The sequence below is a fragment of the Pseudomonas sp. KnCO4 genome, assembly GCF_045344305.1.
Taxonomy (GTDB): domain Bacteria; phylum Pseudomonadota; class Gammaproteobacteria; order Pseudomonadales; family Pseudomonadaceae; genus Aquipseudomonas; species Aquipseudomonas anuradhapurensis.
On record NZ_CP174199.1, the window covers coordinates 2,730,585 to 2,746,600 of the forward strand.

The following is a 16,016-nucleotide window of genomic DNA, read 5'->3' on the forward strand; positions in this document are numbered from 1 at the left end:
CAACCTCACATGTGCCCGACTTCGTCGGGCAGTTCGTAGAAGCTGGCATGGCGATAGACCTTGTCGTCCGCCGGGGCGAACAGCGGGTCTCTGTCGTCGGGGGAGGAGGCGGTGATCAGGGCCGAAGGTACCACCCACAGGCTTACGCCTTCGCTGCGGCGGGTATACAGCTCGCGGGCGTTCTCGATGGCCATGGCCGCATCGGCCGCGTGCACGCTGCCGACATGCTTGTGGTTAAGGCCGTGCTTGCTGCGCACGAACACTTCGTAGAGGGTCCAGACAGACATTTTCGATCTCCGCATCAATCGCCGCTCAGGCGGCGTTCTTGTTCTGTTGCTTGCGTGCGTAGGCCACCGCCGCCTCGCGTACCCAGGCGCCGTCCTCGATAGCCTTGCGCCGGGTGGCGATACGTTCCTGGTTGCATGGGCCATTGCCCTTGATCACTTCGTAGAATTCGTCCCACTGGATCTCGCCGAAGTCGTAGTGGCCGCGTTCGGCGTTCCACTTCAGCTCGGGGTCTGGGGCGGTACAGCCGAGCAGCTCGAGCTGCGGCACGGTCTGGTCGATGAAGCGCTGACGCAGCTCGTCGTTGGTCTGGCGCTTGATTTTCCAGGCCATGGACTGGGCGCTGTTGGGGGAATGTTCGTCGCTGGGGCCAAACATCATCAGCGCCGGCCACCACAGGCGGTTGATGGCGTCCTGGACCATGTCGCGCTGGGCCTGGGTGCCGTGGCGCATCATGGTCAGGAGCATTTCGTAGCCCTGGCGCTGGTGGAAGCTCTCTTCCTTGCAGATGCGAATCATGGCGCGCGAATAAGGGCCATAGGAGGTGCGCTGCAGTACCACCTGGTTGACGATGGCGGCGCCATCCACCAGCCAGCCCACCGCGCCCATGTCGGCCCAGCTGAGGGTGGGGTAGTTGAAGATGCTCGAATACTTGGCCTTGCCGCTGTGCAGCTTGGCGACTTCTTCGTCGCGGTCGGCGCCCAGGGTTTCCATGGCGCTGTACAGGTACAGGCCGTGGCCGGCTTCGTCCTGGATCTTGGCCATCAGTTGCAGCTTGCGCTTGAGGCTGGGGGCGCGGGTCACCCAGTTGCCTTCGGGGAGCATGCCGACAATTTCCGAATGGGCGTGCTGGGAGATCTGCCGGATCAGGGTCTGGCGGTAGGCCTCGGGCATCCAGTTCTTGGCTTCGATCTTGATTTCGGCGTCGATCTTTTCCTGGAAGTTGCGCTCTTCGGGCGACATCTCTTCCAGCGACTTGACGCGCTTGACTCCGGTTTCCACTAGCTGTGCGTACATGTGCTGCGACTCCTGCTAAGGCATGAGTCATTTGTAAGCGATACAAAACTCAACGTCAAAGATATTTGTGTGTATCGAATAAGATTTATGTATCGCTTTGCTGGCCGAGGGGGGGGCTGCTTTGCAGCCCTCTCGCGACACAAGGCCGCTCCTACACGGGAACGCAATCTGTTGTAGGAGCGGCCTTGCGTCGCGATCGGGGCGCCAAGCGCCCCCAGCAAACCCCAGGCAAAAAAAAGCCCCGGACGATGCCGGGGCCGAACAGGCAGCTGAATGAATCAGCTGGCCAACCGTTTGTCGAATACGTGGCAGGCCTTGCCCTCGGAACGCTTGAGCGTGCCGCAGGGTTGCAGGCGCACCTGGGTGCTGATACCGATATAGGTCTTGATCTGCTTGGTCAGCTCCCCGGTCAACAGCTTGCGCTGGCTGTCATCGAGGTGCTGGCACTCCGCGCGCAGTTCCACATGCACCTCGACACTGTCCAAGTTGCCGTTTCGATACAGATAAATCTCATAAAGCTCAGAAAGCTGTTTTATTTTTAGCACCTGCTCCTCGATCTGGGTCGGGAACACATTGACCCCGCGAATGATGAGCATGTCATCGCTGCGACCGGTGATCTTGCCAATCCGCCGCATCGGCCGGGCGGTGCCGGGCAACAACCGGGTCAGGTCACGGGTGCGGTAGCGCACCATGGGCAACGCTTCCTTGCTCAGCGAGGTGAATACCAGTTCGCCCAGCTCGCCATCTGGCAACACCTGGCCAGTGGCCGGGTCGATGATCTCGGGGTAGAAGTGGTCTTCCCAGATGGTCGGGCCGTCCTTGGTCTCGATGCATTCCATCGCCACCCCCGGGCCCATGATTTCCGACAGGCCATAGATGTCGAGGGCGTCGATGCCCAGGCGCTGTTCGATCGAGCGACGCAGCTCGTCGGTCCAGGGCTCGGCCCCAAAAATGCCCAGGCGCAGCTTGAGCGCGTGCGGGTCGATGCCCTGGCGCTCGATCTCGTCGGCCAGGTTGAGCATGTAGGACGGGGTGACCATGATGATGTCGGGCTGGAAGTCGCGGATCAGCTGCACCTGCTTCTCGGTCTGGCCGCCAGACATGGGGATCACCGTGCAGCCCAGGCGCTCGGCACCATAATGTGCGCCTAGCCCGCCGGTAAACAGGCCATAGCCATAGGACACATGCACCTTGTCACCTTTGCGCCCGCCAGCAGCGCGGATCGAGCGAGCCACCACGTTGGCCCAGGTATCGATGTCGTTCTGGGTGTAGCCGACCACCGTCGGCTTGCCAGTCGTGCCGCTGGATGCGTGCAAGCGCACCACCTCCTGCTGGGGCACGGCGAACATGCCGTAGGGGTAGTTGTCGCGCAGGTCGTTCTTGCCGGTGAAGGGGAACTTCGCCAGGTCTTCGAGGCACTCGAGATCATCAGGATGGGCGCCGCACTCGGCAAAGCGCTGGCGGTACAGCGGCACGTTGTCGTAGGCGTGCTTCAGGCTCCAGCGCAGGCGCTCCAGCTGGTGCTGGCGCAGGGCGTCGACGCTGGCGGTTTCCATCGGGTCCAGCTGGGCACGATCGGCATCATGGTACATGTTCATGGCTTCACTCGAATTGTTCTTGTACGCCGCGCGACAGCGGTTGCAGGTGCGCGGTGAGTGTCATGGACGCAGCATATACGGCTGCATTCGGTTCGGTAACGGGCCGATGGTCGGAGCCGCTCAAAGGCGCTCGATGACCATCGCGATGCCTTGCCCTACGCCAATGCACATGGTGCACAGGGCGTAGCGCCCGGCGCTTTCCTCCAGCTCGTGCAGGGCAGTGGTGACCAGGCGTGCGCCGCTCATGCCCAGCGGATGGCCCAGGGCGATGGCTCCGCCGTTGGGGTTGACCCGCTTGTCGTCATCGGCCAGGCCCAGCTCGCGCAGCACCGCCAGGCCCTGGGCAGCAAAGGCCTCGTTGAGTTCGATGACATCCATGTCGGCCAACGACAGCCCGGTCAGCTCGAGGACCTTGCGGGTAGCCGGTACCGGCCCCATGCCCATCAGCCGCGGTTCGACCCCGGCCACAGCCATGCCGACGATGCGCCCTCGGGCCTTGAGGCCATGGCGACGGGCGGCGCTGCCGCTGGCCAGCAACAGCGCACAGGCGCCGTCGTTGACCCCGGAGGCATTGCCGGCGGTGACGCTGCCACCTTCACGGAACGGGGTGCCAAGCCTGGCCAGTTGCTCCAGGGTGGTATCACCACGCGGGTGCTCGTCGTGCTCGACCACTTTGGCCGGGCCTTTGCGTTGTGCGACCTCGACCGGCACGATTTCCCGTGCCAGGCGGCCACGCGCTTGGGCCGCGGCGGCCTTGTGCTGGCTGCGCAGGGCGAACGCGTCCTGGTCGGCGCGGGAAATGCCGAACTGCTGGGCAACGTTCTCGGCGGTTTCCGGCATGGAATCGGTGCCGAAGGCCGCCTTGAGCAATGGGTTGACGAAACGCCAGCCGATGGTGGTGTCGAACAGCTCGGCCGCGCGGCCGAACGCCTGCTCCGCCTTGCCCATGACGAACGGCGCACGCGACATCGACTCCACGCCACCGGCCAGCATCAACCCGGCTTCGCCGCAGCGCAGGGCGCGGGCAGCATTGCCGATGGCATCCAGGCCGGAGCCGCACAGGCGGTTGATGGTGGTGCCGGGCACGTCGATGGGCAGCCCGGCCAGCAGGCTGGCCATGTGCGCCACGTTGCGGTTGTCCTCGCCAGCCTGGTTGGCACAACCGAGGATCACGTCGTCGATGGCTTTCCAGTCCAGTTGCGGGTGGCGGCGGATCAGCGCCTTGAGCGGGATGGCCGCCAGGTCATCGGCCCGCACACTGCTCAAGGCCCCGGCATAGCGGCCGATGGGGGTGCGCACGGCGTCGATGATCAAGGCATCGGCCAGGGTGTGTTCAGTCATCTTGCGTCTCCTGCGCCAGCACAGTGCCGCGCACTTTGTAGGATTTGCCATGGAACATCGCCAGCAATTCACCGCGCTGGTTCTCGATGCTGACCTGGTACAGGCCAGTGCGGCCCCTGCGGCTGATCTCGCTGGCGCTGGCGGTGAGCACGTCATCGGGCAGTGCCGGGGCCAGGTAGTCGATGCTGCAGCCTTGGGCGACAGTGGCCTGGTCGTAACTGTTGCAGGCGAAAGCAAATGCCGAATCGGCCAAGGCGAACAGGAAACCGCCATGGCAGGTGCCATGGCCCTGGATCATGTCGGCGCGTACCGGCATGCGCAGGGATGCCTGGCCGGGGCCGGCGGCCAGCAACTGGATGCCCAGGCCCTGGGTGGCCAGGTCGCGGGCGTACATGGCATCGGCACAGGCTTGTGCCAGTTCGACTTCAGTCATGCAGGGTGCCTCCTTTGGCTTCGCAGCGACGTAACAGCAGGGACGGGCGGTAGCGGCTCTCGCCGTAGCTGCGCTGCAGGTTGTCGAGCACACGCAGGGTGTGGGCAATGCCGATGTGTGCCGCCCAGGCCAGCGGGCCGCACGGGTAATTGACGCCTGCGCGCATGGCCAGGTCGATGTCGGCGGCGCTGGCAACGCCCTGCAACACGGCATCGGCGGCCTCGTTGGCGAGCATGGCCACGGTCCGCAGCACCACCAGCCCAGGCAGGTCGGCGACCGGGGTTACCCGCAGGCCGGCCCGCTGCAGCAAGGCCACCGCCTGGTCGCGGGCGTAGTCGCTGGTGTCCACCGACCAGCTGATGGCAAGGCGTGTGGCGCTGCCGTAATCCAGTGCCAAGTCCAGCAGCACCAGGTTGCGCAGGCCGTCTTGCCGGGCACGCTGGCTGGCCAGGCGGCCATCCGACAGCGCCAAGGTGGCTTCGCCTACCTGAATCAGACCACTACCGGCACGCTGGGTCACGCTGATGCCGCTGCCGCGCAAGCGCTCGACCAGCGGCTGCAGCACCCCGAGATGACCTTCGACGACGCAGGCCTCGGCTGGGACCGGGCTGTGCAGCTCGAGCGGCTGCGCACGCTCGGCCCCTTCGGCATAGCTATAGAAGCCCTGGCCGGTCTTGCGGCCGAGACGGCCGGCGTCGACCAGTTCCTTCTGCAGCAACGAAGGCTGGAAGCGGAAATCGCCATAGAACGCCTCGAACACCGAGCAGGTGACCGCGTAATTGACGTCTTGGCCGATCAGGTCGGTCAGCTCGAATGCGCCCATGCGGAAACCGCCGGCATCCCGCAGCAGCGCGTCCAGTGTTGCGCAATCGGCTGCGCCTTCCTGCAGCAGACGCAGGCTTTCCGCGTAGAATGGCCGAGCCACGCGGTTGACGATGAAACCCGGCGTCGAGCGCGCGTGCACTGGCTGCTTGCCCCAGGCCTTGGCGGTGGCATGAATGCATGCGGCAACGGCTGGGGCGGTGGCCAGGCCCGAGACCACCTCAACCAGCGCCATCAGCGGTGCCGGATTGAAGAAGTGCATCCCGACCACCTGCTGCGGGAGTTTCAGCCCGGCGGCCAGGCTGGTGATGGACAGCGACGAGGTGTTGCTGGCAAGGATGCAATCGGCAGCGCACAAGGCTTCCAGCTGGCCGAACAGCGCTTGCTTGACGTGCAGGTTCTCGACAATCGCTTCGATCACCAGGCGCGCATCGGCCAAGGCTTCAATGCTGTCCACCGGGCACAACCGGGCGCTGATCGCTTGCCGTTCGGCGGGCTGCAAGGTGCCTTTTTCCACCAGCCGGGCAAGTTGTCGATCGATACCAGCCAGCGCCTGCGCAGCAGCGCCAGGGCGGTTGTCGTAGAGCTTGACCGGGTGGCCGGCCTGGGCCGCGACCTGGGCGATACCAGCCCCCATCGCACCCGCGCCGATCACCGCCACCTGCGCATTGCTTGCAAGTGCACTCATGATCAACGCCCCTTGAATGCCGGGGTGCGCTTGCCGATGAAGGCGCTCACCCCTTCACGGTAGTCCTCGCTGCGCCCGGCCAGGCGTTGCAGGTCACGTTCCAGCTCCAGCTGTTCATCGAAACCATTGTCGAAACTGGCGTTGAGGCCGCGCTTGATCAGGGCCAGGCCATAGGTTGGCTGGGTGGCGAGCTGGCGGGCGAGGGCGAGGGCCTCATCGCGCAGGGCAGCATCATCCACCACACGGTGGATCAGCCCCCATTGCTGAGCCTGTTCCGCGCCGAGGCGCTCGCCCAACATGGCCAGGGCCTTGGCCCGTGCCATGCCGACCAGCCGCGGCAGCAGCCAGGTACCGCCGGAGTCCGGCACCAGGCCGATCTTGCAGAATGCCTGGATGAAGCTGGCCGAACGGGCAGCCAGCACCAGGTCGCAGGCCAGCGGGATATTGGCACCGGCGCCGGCTGCCACGCCATTGACCGCGCAGATCACCGGCAATGGCAAGTCACGCAGGGTACGCACCAGCGGGTTGTAGAAGCGTTCGATTGATTCGCCCAAATCCGGCAGCTCGGCGCCGGGTGCGACATTGCGCTCGGACAGGTCCTGGCCGGCACAGAAGCCACGGCCTTCAGCGGTCAATAACAGCACCCGTGCATCACTGTTCTGGCGCACCTGCTTGAGTGCTTCGCGTACTTCCAGATGCATGGCGGTATTGAAGCTGTTCAGTTGCTCCGGACGGTTCAAGGAGAGGAGGGCGACGCCGTCCTCGATAGAAAACAGGATGTGCTGGAAGGTCATGACAGACTCGCTTCGTCAGGCTAGGGAAAGATGATCAGCGGCCCTGGAAGCGGGCCTGGCGTTTTTCCTGGAAGGCGCGGATGCCTTCGTCGCGGTCGGCGGTGCCGGCCAGCAAGGTAAAGGCATGACGCTCGAAGCGCAGGCCGCTGGCCAGGTCGGTGTCCGCTGCCTTCAGCAGCGCTTCCTTGGCCAGGCGCACCGCCAACGGCGCCTTGGCGGCGATGCTGCGGGCGACCTGCATGGCGCGTTCCACAGTCAATTCGGGCTGGGTGACTTCGCTGACCAGGCCCGCCTGCAGCGCGTGGCGAGCGCTGATGGTCTCGCCAGTCAGGACCATTTGCATGGCCAGCGGCTTGCCTACGGCTCGCAGCAGGCGTTGGGTGCCGCCGGCGCCAGGGATGATGCCGAGGTTGATTTCCGGCTGGCCGAAGCGCGCATCGGTGCCGGCGATGACGATATCGGCGCACATCATCAGCTCACACCCAGCACCCAGGGCATAGCCGTTGACCGCAGCGATCAGTGGCTTGCTGAAAGCAGTGATGCCTTGCCAGTGCGCAACACGGGGGTCATTGAGGATGCCCACCAGATCGCGCTCGGCCATCTCACGGATATCGGCGCCCGCGGCGAACGCCTTGCGATCACCGGTGATGATCACCACGCGGGTCAGTTCGTCGTGCTCAGCCGCACTGAGTGCAGCGGCCAGTTCTGCCAGTAGCTCGGTACACAGGGCGTTCAGGGCCTCGGGCCGCTGCAGGGTAATGAGCTGGACGCCCTGTTCGGGTGCCTGCACGTCGAGATATCGCGGCATGTCGGGTTCCTCTGGCTGCACGCACGGCACCCCGTGGGGCCGGCATTTCTTGGAATTGTCTGCAGGGACGTGATGCTGGGTCACGTTCAGGGTGAACCCAGTATATGCACTTTACGATACAGTTATGCAACATCTAAAAATAGTATATGTATCCTTTCTTTCTGCGACACTCGCATCGCAGCTGGCCCTATCGAAGCGTCAGAATAGGCTCTACCTGGGACAATGTACCAATCCTGCCGGTTATAAAAGCTGTTTCGGTGGAAAAAGTGATACGCGAACTGGGCGATTGACGGCTGATTTAATGCGATACAAGATGTAGCGACGTTTCTTATCACTTCAGGAGCTTTCGCCATGCCTTGCTATCGACTGGACGGCCTGACGCCCGTGGTTCATCCCACAGCCTATGTGCACCCCAGCGCCGTGCTGATTGGCGACGTGATCATCGGCCCTCGCTGTTACGTGGGCCCACTGGCATCGCTGCGGGGGGATTTCGGCCGCATCGTGCTGGAGGAGGGGGCCAACCTGCAGGACACCTGCGTGATGCATGGCTTCCCCGGCGGCGACACGGTGGTCGAACGCAACGGGCATGTCGGGCATGGCGCCGTGTTGCACGGTTGCCGGATCGGTGAAGACGCCTTGATCGGCATGAACGCCGTGGTCATGGACGGTGCCCGGGTGGCGCCACGCTGCATCGTTGCGGCCACCGCATTCGTCAAAGCGGGTTTCGAATGCGCAGCACAAAGCCTGGTGATGGGCGCGCCAGCTCAGGTCAAGCGTTTGCTGAACGAACAGGAACTGGCCTGGAAGCAACGCGGCACCGCTGAGTACCAACACCTGGCACAACGCTGCATGAATAGCCTGGTTGAATGCCTGCCACTGAACGAAGCCGAGCCCGGGCGCCGACGCATGGAAGACTCCGGCGTCAGACCCAAAGGTTCGGCGCCGGCATGAGCCTGGTAGCGTCACGCCATGGTCAGACGGTCCGCCGCGCAGGTATAGTCGGTGCTTTATCCGCGCACAGTTCGCCCATGAGCAATCTCGTCCCACTGAACAACCTGATCACCCGCTTCCAGGAACAGACGCCGATCCGCGCCAGTTCCCTGATCATCACTCTGTACGGTGACGCCATCGAGCCGCATGGTGGTACTGTCTGGCTGGGCAGCCTGATCAACCTGCTGGAGCCGGTCGGCATCAACGAGCGGCTGATTCGCACGTCGATCTTCCGCCTGACCAAGGAAGGCTGGCTGACCGCCGAGAAGGTTGGCCGGCGCAGCTATTACAGCCTGACCGGTACTGGCCGGCGGCGCTTCGAGAAAGCGTTCAAAAGGGTCTACAGCCCCAGCCAACCCGCCTGGGACGGCGCCTGGACCTTGGTATTGCTGTCGCAACTCGAGGCTGGCAAGCGCAAAGCGTTGCGTGAAGAACTGGAGTGGCAGGGGTTTGGTGCGATGGCGCCGAACCTGCTGGGTTGCCCACGGGCAGACCGCGTCGACCTGACGGCCACCTTGCGCGAGCTGGATGCCGCTGACGAGAGCATTGTCTTCGAAACCCACACTCAGGAAGTGCTTGCCTCCAAGGCCATGCGCGCCCAGGTCCGGGAAAGCTGGCGTATCGACGAACTGGGGCAGCAGTACAGCGAATTCATCCAGCTGTTCCGGCCGCTATGGCAAGGCTTGAAAGAGCAGCAGCAACTGGATGCGCAGGATTGCTTCCTGGCCCGTACGTTGCTCATTCACGAATACCGCCGGCTGTTGCTGCGCGATCCGCAACTGCCAGACGAACTACTGCCAGGGGATTGGGAGGGAAGGGCCGCACGACAGCTGTGCCGTAATCTGTATCGCCTGGTGTTCGCCAAGGCTGAAGAGTGGCTGAATGCTGCGCTGGAAACGGCTGATGGGCCACTGCCAGATGTGAATGAAGGGTTCTACAAACGTTTTGGTGGCCTGGTGTAGGGAACGCTTGCTTATAACTACGCTAAATGAATATTTAGTGTAGTTATAAGTAAAATGCATATCATCGGGACAGGCGACGAGCTAGCCAAACCGTTTGCCCGCCACATTCTGCATCCTCCACGATGTGCTCCAGCATGCCGAAACCGTGGTCGTTCAATCGAGCGGTGTATTCCTCAGGATCCAGGCTGGCGTGATAGAGGGTTTCGCCCTGGAATTCACCCAACGCTTCGCCATGTGCAGGTCCACTGGTAAACATCAGCAGTGCACCGGGTGCTGCGTGGTGCTCGAAGACCGGGAACATCCGGCGCTGATCGTCAGGCTTGAGATGGAAAAAGCTGTTCCAAGCGAGAATGCCTGCGAACTGGCGATCAAGCGCTAGCGTGCGCATGTCTTCATGAATCCATTCCTGCGCTGGAAATCGCTTGCTGCACAAGGCGAGCATCTGCGTAGACGAATCCACACCGACAACCGATACGCCGGCGTCGATCAGATGGCGTGCTACAGGTTGACCAGAGCCGCAGCCCAGGTCCAGAACGGTTGCCGTTGGTGGAAGCAACGAGCGGAAGCGTTCGATCCATTTGCGATCAACAAAATGGTTGGAGCGCAGATCGTTCCAGATCGATGCGTGGCGATCGTAGAGACTGATGATCTGATCGGCGGATGGATGATGCGGCATGGTGGGACATCCAGAGCGCGGAAATAACAACGGCGCTATCCCTCCTATACCCCATGCCCATATAAATCAGATCTTTAACGTAGGCTCTCAAATTGTGAGTCAAGTTAAAACTCCATCATCTCTTCGCACTTGAAGAAGTAAAGAAGGTGTGATCGCAACATCGAGAAGTAAAAACAGTTGATTTGCAGCAACCGTTGCTCACAAGGCGTGGCTGGGAATGCCACTGGTCGGATTGTTTGCAAAAGTTGACCTTGAACCGCTTTTTCATAGCCTAACGCTATCTGCGACTACATGGTAGCTTCGAAATTGTCTTATGTAGTCCGTTCATCCGCTTAGGATTGAGGAAGGAATTTGGTACCTATGCAGCAGGTGAAGCAGTGGGATCCATTAAAGGTCACTTACGCAATCGACTCGTAAGAGCTCGAAAAAAATCTGCTGGGAAAGCCAGCATCTGGCTGTTCTACAGTTTAAAGCTCGATGAAGACATTCCAATCATTGGCGATCTTGAAATGCTTTACTGGTTGTCTGAGTTAGAGATACAGCCACAGGTTAAGCGCTTCACATTGGAGTGCGAGGTGGATATTTCGCTGGATGAACAAGGTGAAACATTCAAAAGGTTTACAGTAACGCGAATTGAAAAGACAGACGGCTCAGTCGAATTTCACCAAATTGATTCAAAACAGTACGAATCGTTTGACGACACTATCGTACCTGTTAGATATCGCATTGATAATCGTATTGAAGTCGGACGTTTGGTAACAATTCCGGCTGCACGGCTCAGGGTTTTTTCCAATTCTTCGCTGAGTTTCTGGTTGAAAGTGATTGCTTTTGTATCTCAGGTTAGGGGCTATGATCTGAGATATGAGATGGGGCAAGTTGGTACATCCATAAGCTTATACAGAGAAGGCACGATCAATGATATTTTGGAATCGGTTAATATCAAAGATTCTGCCTTGGCAATCGGGGCCATTTGTAGAACGATACTCCAAGGTCACATCATAATTAGCCCGAACAATTTCAGAAGCTTTGGTCTAAACACTCCATGGAGGATGCCATGAGAACCAAGCGTCCTAGATCTGAAATTAGTCTGCTTATTGAAACGTCGATGCCATGGAGCGAAGTACGTGCCGATCTCCTGAGCCCGGAAGACGCGGCGACGTTTAGGTATAGAAGGGACGCTCTGGAGCAATATATTGAAGGGCAAGCAATAAAAGATATAAAAAAGTCTACAGGCGTAAGTGGGAATTTTCTCCGAAAAATTATTGCTCGATGCCTTGCTATTGCGCCCGATGGCATGCCCTTTGGTTACCGCGCACTTGTCCCAAACTTCCGTACAAAAAACTATGTGCGGAGCAAAGAAGAGTTTGATCCGCTGGCGCCAAAAAACGCAGGGATGGCAGGTGTACTAGGTCAAGTATTTAGGCGCTATCCAGATCTGCAAGAAACATTGAATACGTACATCTTAAAGATTAGCAGAAAGGACAAGAAAGGATCGCTAGAGGATGAATTGGATAAATTCAACAACCGCCCAAAAGATGTACATAAATTTTTCATCGATCTGCTGCGGGGCTATGGACATCCGACTGAAGCCTGGCCATTTAATACTGACAATCTCGGTCGCCGGACAATTACAGCGTATGTCAAAGACTTGCGGGAGAATAACATTGAAAGATATGTGCGCATAGGTGGTGATGGTGCCGCCAAAGCACATGTGTCAATTGGTACCGGTGATACACCACTTATTCATTACGACGACTTTTTCGACTGCTGGCTAGTTGACAGTCACACTGTTGATTATATCTCCTCCATTGAAATTGTTAACGAAGAAGGGGTGATATCATCGAAGCCATTGACACGCCTGCATGTGCTACTTTTGTATGAGCCACTGGCGCGTGCTGCCATATGGTACAGAGTGGTATATGGGGCTGATGTGACGGCAAATGATGTCTCGGCATTGGTGAGAGAGGCATTATCTAAGGAACTGCCAAAACCTCGTCAAGTAATCCCAAATCTAGCGCCGGATCCGGGGGCAGGATTCGTGACCGAACTGTATCCTGAACTTGCTCAATCACCACCGTCATGGATTGCCTTAGACAACGCTTGGGCGCATCACGGGGATGCGGTTTGCTACACATTGCGGAAAGATATCGGTTGTGCATACGACTATGGCCCACCCAAGAGGTTCGAGAGACGAGCTCGGATAGAAAGTCGTTTCGACCGTTTTTCTGCTGAGCTTGCGAAACGCCTTAGAAGCACGGTTGGGGCCGGGCCAGGAAGAGGTGCGGCCACTGATGCTGTGGGGGCCTCAGTGAAATATTCAATTTCTAGCGATGTACTAGAGCATTTAACTTATGTAACGTTTGCAAATTCGAATATTCAGACAACTGAGGGGTTGGGTAATACCACACCCAAGGCAGCTATTGCTGGCTTTCTTGCTCAAAGGGACGGCCATTTTCTACCACGAACCCTGCCTGCCGATAAGGTTGAGGTGATTGGGAGAGCACTCGTACGTGTTCTGGTGTTTGTAAGAGGGAACCTTCATAAGGGGATTCGCCCTTTTATAAATTTCGAAAGAATAAGGTATCGGTTCGAAAATTCGGCTAAAGCAGAGCATCTGATTGGGGAGAAGATTTTTATTGAAGTAAACGAGTCCGATATCAGAGGGTTCAACGCTTTTTCACTCAGTGGAGATCCATTGGGGTGGATGAAAGCCGAGGGTTATTGGGGAGACGAGGCGCATAGTAGAAAGACCCGCAAGGCGATCAACTCTAAGCTTTATCAAAGAATTCAAGAGTTTGTGAATGGCGGGAATTTACTACAAGTTTACAAAAACTCACTCATATCCAGTCAGGGTAAGCGGGGGCGGGGGGACAACCGGAAAGCAGCGGCGGAACTTGATAGATTAAAACAAGAGGTATCCCGAGCAACTGGGGAGCCCCCCGAAACACCGCGATACTCTAAACCAGATCCACCAGACCCGCGATTGGATGAAAATCGACCCTTAGAAGAAGCTCCACCAGCTATGCCCTCTAGCGGTTGGGTGAGCCCACCCCACGACTTTGATATACGTGGTTTGCTCAAGAAAATAAGGTGATATCGCTATGAGTGAATTCAATCCCCATGATCCTGATGCGCGGCGTGCTCTTATGTCGCATCATCCGCTGATCACAAATGAGTTCACCACTTTCACTCCTAGCATCCCCAAAGTCGCGGGCGAAGTGCTTGATGCGGTAATGCTTCACAAGAAAAGCATCTGCTTTAATGCGCTGCCACAAATGGGTAAGACTAAGATCTGTAATAGCTGCATAGTAGCGCTGGAGGAGCATCCTGACTATCAGGATCGGTTAATCATCAAAATCTCAGCGGATCCGAACTCACATGAAAGCGTGATGAGGACTCTTGTGCGGTCTCTTGGCCTTGCAATGCCTAAAATTTTTAATTTGGATTTTGTGCGTGAAGATGTATTAAATATGATCGAGGGGCGCCTGACTTTGATAAAAGGCAGGCACGCAGTTTTCTTTATTGACGAAATGCAGCGACTTACCACGGATGACTACGAGTGCTTGCAATTTCTGCAAAACGAGTTGGCAATTAGAAACATTGGTGTCACGGTGATTGGTTTTGCGCAGGCGGATATTGAAAAATGCGTCACCAATTTGCGCACGAGGGGGCGGCCTGAGCTGATAATTAGATTCTTGAATGAGCTAGTCAAGCTTCCGCTTTGCGATAGCGAGGCATGGATTCGCGAAACGCTCGAATATTACGATGATTCTCTGTTTTATCCCGTCGATAGCGAATGCAGCTATACACGTTTCTTTATGCCAATGGCCTTTGATGCTGGGTTCAGATTGGCTAATTATTCACGTCCCATTTTTCAAGCTCTGGACGAGGCTAAGACGGCTAAAAAGCTGCCATGTCTACCTACTGTTTGCGTGCTTGAAATGGTACGTTTCATTCTTATTCGATCTCGGTCAAACGATTCCCCAGAATTCGTAATTGATTCAAGGGTTTTAGCTGGGGCAATTAACGAATGTCAGATCGAGAATTATGCAGCTAGTTTCAATAAGCCGAGCGCAGGTCGTGATAATAAGTAGCAGTAAATCACTGATTCATTCGGGGGTCATGCTCCCTTATTCATCTTCCTGGCTTGTGTTTGCCAATCTTCTCAAGTGGAATAGATTTTACGATATTCGCCAGTTGAGGGAGTATTTCTTGCTTTCCAGCCAATGGCGCGAGCCTAGTGTTCACTGGGAATACAGCAAAAACTTTCCAATGACTGAACTAGAGACTGCGATGAGCTTAGAGGTCGGGGCGCTGAAATCTAGCTTCATTGATTGGTGGTTTCCGGACATGGAGCATTCGCACAGGGCACAAATTCGCCATTGCCCGCAATGCATTAAGGCAGGCTATCATTCCGTGATATTTTACTTCGAGCGAGTGACGCACTGTCCTTGGCATGGACATGCTCTGGAGCTATGTGAAAAATGCACTCGTTTACTTAATGTAGATTTTACTTCACAACAGGCTATGTATAGATTCGGCGGCCAGTGTGATCACCTTTCGGTGGTTCTTGGCCTGACAAGGCCTCAAAACCTGGATGCCGGGTTCTTTTATGAAGTCGATCAATGGGTGACAGATTTCGCCGATTGGATACGTGGCAGCATTAATTTGATAGGGCGTTCCGCACATGAGGTGCTGGTAAACACTTTAAAAAGCGAGATGATGGACGTATCAATTGCATATGGCTACTTGGTTAGAAATCTCGGCTCGCCGGGTTTTGCCAACGATGCGTTTAATAACTCAGTTGTACTAACGCTACCTTGCCCAAAATTAAGAAGCAATAGCGAAAATGGCGTAAGTCGCAATCTGGGCTTGCCCGCAATCATGGGTGGCCTGTCAGAGCATGAGCGCCATGAGATGAGAGCATGTGTCAAATCTCTTCGAAGATATATTTTTAAGCGCTACATTCGGTACCATAGAAAATGCTTAATGCGCCTGAGGCGGATCGAGCATGACCAATGGTATATGCTCAGAGCTGACGTTGCATGTCCTTGTGTAATGGCATATTTGCTGGTGGTGGCTAAAAATTGGGGGGTCACGCCATTCGATTTCATCCATACTCGTAAGCGTTTAAGGTTGAATTCCGTAAGCGATGCACGTGGAAAAGAAGCTTCCCGGATACATGGTGAGTTCGAGGCTGAACTCGTTACGAAGCTGGGTGATTTTTATCGGCTCTGGGACATGCTAAGAAACTCTCATCTTGTCGACGCTGAATGTGTTCTTTGTCTCGATAGAAATTTTAGAAGGGTCTGGGGGTTTACCCCAGAGTCTTATCAGACTGGTTCAATATGGGGGGTGTCAACTGACTGCGATAGACATTTATTCATGGAGGATCCAGACTCACTCATTAGTAAGGGGAAAGGTAATTGTAGGATGAGGCTTAGCCTTCCTCTAACCATCGAGGCCGATACGGCAAGAAAACGATTTCATATTAAAAAAGATAATATAAGCTGTGCCCTGTTCAATTCTGGCATGAAGCGCGGCGGGACACACGATATAGAAATTTAGGTACCACTCCGATATTTTCTAAAACATCGCCATA

15 protein-coding genes are annotated in these 16,016 nt (G+C 57.3%); 6 read left to right on the forward strand and 9 right to left on the reverse strand.

Translation table 11 applies throughout. The annotated features are described in order from the left end of the window. Positions 1–5 precede the first annotated feature (5 nt). From paaB to paaF, 8 genes are all read right to left on the reverse strand, one after another. Positions 6–287 carry a 1,2-phenylacetyl-CoA epoxidase subunit PaaB gene (gene paaB / locus ACJA3S_RS12905; protein WP_406822146.1) on the reverse strand — a complete coding sequence of 94 codons (282 nt, stop codon included), beginning with the start codon at positions 285–287 and terminating at the stop codon, positions 6–8. A 25-nt stretch (positions 288–312) separates the two neighbouring features. Beyond that, positions 313–1,302, reverse strand: a complete 990-nt coding sequence (gene paaA, locus ACJA3S_RS12910; RefSeq protein ID WP_186685898.1) for a 1,2-phenylacetyl-CoA epoxidase subunit PaaA — start codon at positions 1,300–1,302, stop codon at positions 313–315. 278 nt (positions 1,303–1,580) lie between these two features. Beyond that, positions 1,581–2,900 carry a phenylacetate--CoA ligase PaaK gene (paaK, locus tag ACJA3S_RS12915; protein ID WP_406822147.1) on the reverse strand — a complete coding sequence of 440 codons (1,320 nt, stop codon included), beginning with the start codon at positions 2,898–2,900 and terminating at the stop codon, positions 1,581–1,583. 120 nt (positions 2,901–3,020) lie between these two features. Next, positions 3,021–4,241, reverse strand: coding sequence for a 3-oxoadipyl-CoA thiolase (gene pcaF / locus ACJA3S_RS12920; protein ID WP_406822148.1), 1,221 nt, complete (start codon positions 4,239–4,241; stop codon positions 3,021–3,023). After that, positions 4,234–4,674 carry a hydroxyphenylacetyl-CoA thioesterase PaaI gene (gene paaI, locus ACJA3S_RS12925; RefSeq protein WP_406822149.1) on the reverse strand — a complete coding sequence of 147 codons (441 nt, stop codon included), beginning with the start codon at positions 4,672–4,674 and terminating at the stop codon, positions 4,234–4,236. Before paaI ends, pcaF begins: the two co-directional genes overlap by 8 nt. Then, complete coding sequence (gene paaH / locus ACJA3S_RS12930; RefSeq protein ID WP_406822150.1) at positions 4,667–6,184, reverse strand: 3-hydroxyacyl-CoA dehydrogenase PaaH; 1,518 nt, start codon at positions 6,182–6,184, stop codon at positions 4,667–4,669. The genes paaI and paaH overlap by 8 nt, the downstream gene beginning before the upstream one ends. A 2-nt stretch (positions 6,185–6,186) precedes the next feature. After that, positions 6,187–6,978 (reverse strand): 2-(1,2-epoxy-1,2-dihydrophenyl)acetyl-CoA isomerase PaaG, encoded by a 792-nt coding sequence (gene paaG / locus ACJA3S_RS12935; protein WP_406822151.1) that lies wholly within the window; start codon positions 6,976–6,978, stop codon positions 6,187–6,189. 34 nt (positions 6,979–7,012) lie between these two features. Beyond that, positions 7,013–7,786 carry a 2,3-dehydroadipyl-CoA hydratase PaaF gene (gene paaF, locus ACJA3S_RS12940; RefSeq protein ID WP_406822152.1) on the reverse strand — a complete coding sequence of 258 codons (774 nt, stop codon included), beginning with the start codon at positions 7,784–7,786 and terminating at the stop codon, positions 7,013–7,015. A 351-nt stretch (positions 7,787–8,137) separates the two neighbouring features. On the opposite strand from paaF, the gene paaY reads away from it, so the two are divergent. Continuing rightward, positions 8,138–8,737 (forward strand): phenylacetic acid degradation protein PaaY, encoded by a 600-nt coding sequence (gene paaY, locus ACJA3S_RS12945; RefSeq protein ID WP_406822153.1) that lies wholly within the window; start codon positions 8,138–8,140, stop codon positions 8,735–8,737. A 77-nt stretch (positions 8,738–8,814) separates the two neighbouring features. Continuing rightward, positions 8,815–9,738 (forward strand): phenylacetic acid degradation operon negative regulatory protein PaaX, encoded by a 924-nt coding sequence (gene paaX / locus ACJA3S_RS12950; protein ID WP_406822154.1) that lies wholly within the window; start codon positions 8,815–8,817, stop codon positions 9,736–9,738. Between the two features lie 61 nt (positions 9,739–9,799). On the opposite strand, the gene ACJA3S_RS12955 is transcribed toward paaX, so the two are convergent. After that, positions 9,800–10,414, reverse strand: coding sequence for a class I SAM-dependent DNA methyltransferase (locus ACJA3S_RS12955; protein WP_406822155.1), 615 nt, complete (start codon positions 10,412–10,414; stop codon positions 9,800–9,802). A 377-nt stretch (positions 10,415–10,791) separates the two neighbouring features. On the opposite strand from ACJA3S_RS12955, the gene ACJA3S_RS12960 reads away from it, so the two are divergent. The 4 genes from ACJA3S_RS12960 to ACJA3S_RS12975 all read left to right on the forward strand — a co-directional run bounded on the left by ACJA3S_RS12960 (position 10,792) and on the right by ACJA3S_RS12975 (position 15,982). Further along, positions 10,792–11,472, forward strand: coding sequence for a hypothetical protein (locus tag ACJA3S_RS12960; RefSeq protein WP_406822156.1), 681 nt, complete (start codon positions 10,792–10,794; stop codon positions 11,470–11,472). Beyond that, positions 11,469–13,508, forward strand: coding sequence for a hypothetical protein (locus ACJA3S_RS12965; protein ID WP_289514875.1), 2,040 nt, complete (start codon positions 11,469–11,471; stop codon positions 13,506–13,508). The genes ACJA3S_RS12960 and ACJA3S_RS12965 overlap by 4 nt, the downstream gene beginning before the upstream one ends. Before the next feature lie 7 nt (positions 13,509–13,515). Further along, positions 13,516–14,508: an ATP-binding protein gene (locus tag ACJA3S_RS12970; protein ID WP_289514873.1), complete on the forward strand. Its 993-nt coding sequence runs from the start codon at positions 13,516–13,518 to the stop codon at positions 14,506–14,508. A 118-nt stretch (positions 14,509–14,626) separates the two neighbouring features. After that, a complete protein-coding gene (locus tag ACJA3S_RS12975; RefSeq protein WP_289514872.1) occupies positions 14,627–15,982 on the forward strand; it encodes a hypothetical protein in 1,356 nt (451 codons plus the stop codon). The last annotated feature ends 34 nt before the right edge of the window (positions 15,983–16,016 follow it).

What these genes read in the sequence shown, in the direction of transcription:
- paaB (WP_406822146.1), bottom strand. Translation starts at nt 287, where the DNA reads ATGTCTGTCTGGACCCTCTACGAAGTGTTCGTGCGCAGCAAGCACGGC.
- paaA (WP_186685898.1), bottom strand. Translation starts at nt 1,302, where the DNA reads ATGTACGCACAGCTAGTGGAAACCGGAGTCAAGCGCGTCAAGTCGCTG.
- paaK (WP_406822147.1), bottom strand. Translation starts at nt 2,900, where the DNA reads ATGAACATGTACCATGATGCCGATCGTGCCCAGCTGGACCCGATGGAA.
- pcaF (WP_406822148.1), bottom strand. Translation starts at nt 4,241, where the DNA reads ATGACTGAACACACCCTGGCCGATGCCTTGATCATCGACGCCGTGCGC.
- paaI (WP_406822149.1), bottom strand. Translation starts at nt 4,674, where the DNA reads ATGACTGAAGTCGAACTGGCACAAGCCTGTGCCGATGCCATGTACGCC.
- paaH (WP_406822150.1), bottom strand. Translation starts at nt 6,184, where the DNA reads ATGAGTGCACTTGCAAGCAATGCGCAGGTGGCGGTGATCGGCGCGGGT.
- paaG (WP_406822151.1), bottom strand. Translation starts at nt 6,978, where the DNA reads ATGACCTTCCAGCACATCCTGTTTTCTATCGAGGACGGCGTCGCCCTC.
- paaF (WP_406822152.1), bottom strand. Translation starts at nt 7,786, where the DNA reads ATGCCGCGATATCTCGACGTGCAGGCACCCGAACAGGGCGTCCAGCTC.
- paaY (WP_406822153.1), top strand. Translation starts at nt 8,138, where the DNA reads ATGCCTTGCTATCGACTGGACGGCCTGACGCCCGTGGTTCATCCCACA.
- paaX (WP_406822154.1), top strand. Translation starts at nt 8,815, where the DNA reads ATGAGCAATCTCGTCCCACTGAACAACCTGATCACCCGCTTCCAGGAA.
- ACJA3S_RS12955 (WP_406822155.1), bottom strand. Translation starts at nt 10,414, where the DNA reads ATGCCGCATCATCCATCCGCCGATCAGATCATCAGTCTCTACGATCGC.
- ACJA3S_RS12965 (WP_289514875.1), top strand. Translation starts at nt 11,469, where the DNA reads ATGAGAACCAAGCGTCCTAGATCTGAAATTAGTCTGCTTATTGAAACG.
- ACJA3S_RS12970 (WP_289514873.1), top strand. Translation starts at nt 13,516, where the DNA reads ATGAGTGAATTCAATCCCCATGATCCTGATGCGCGGCGTGCTCTTATG.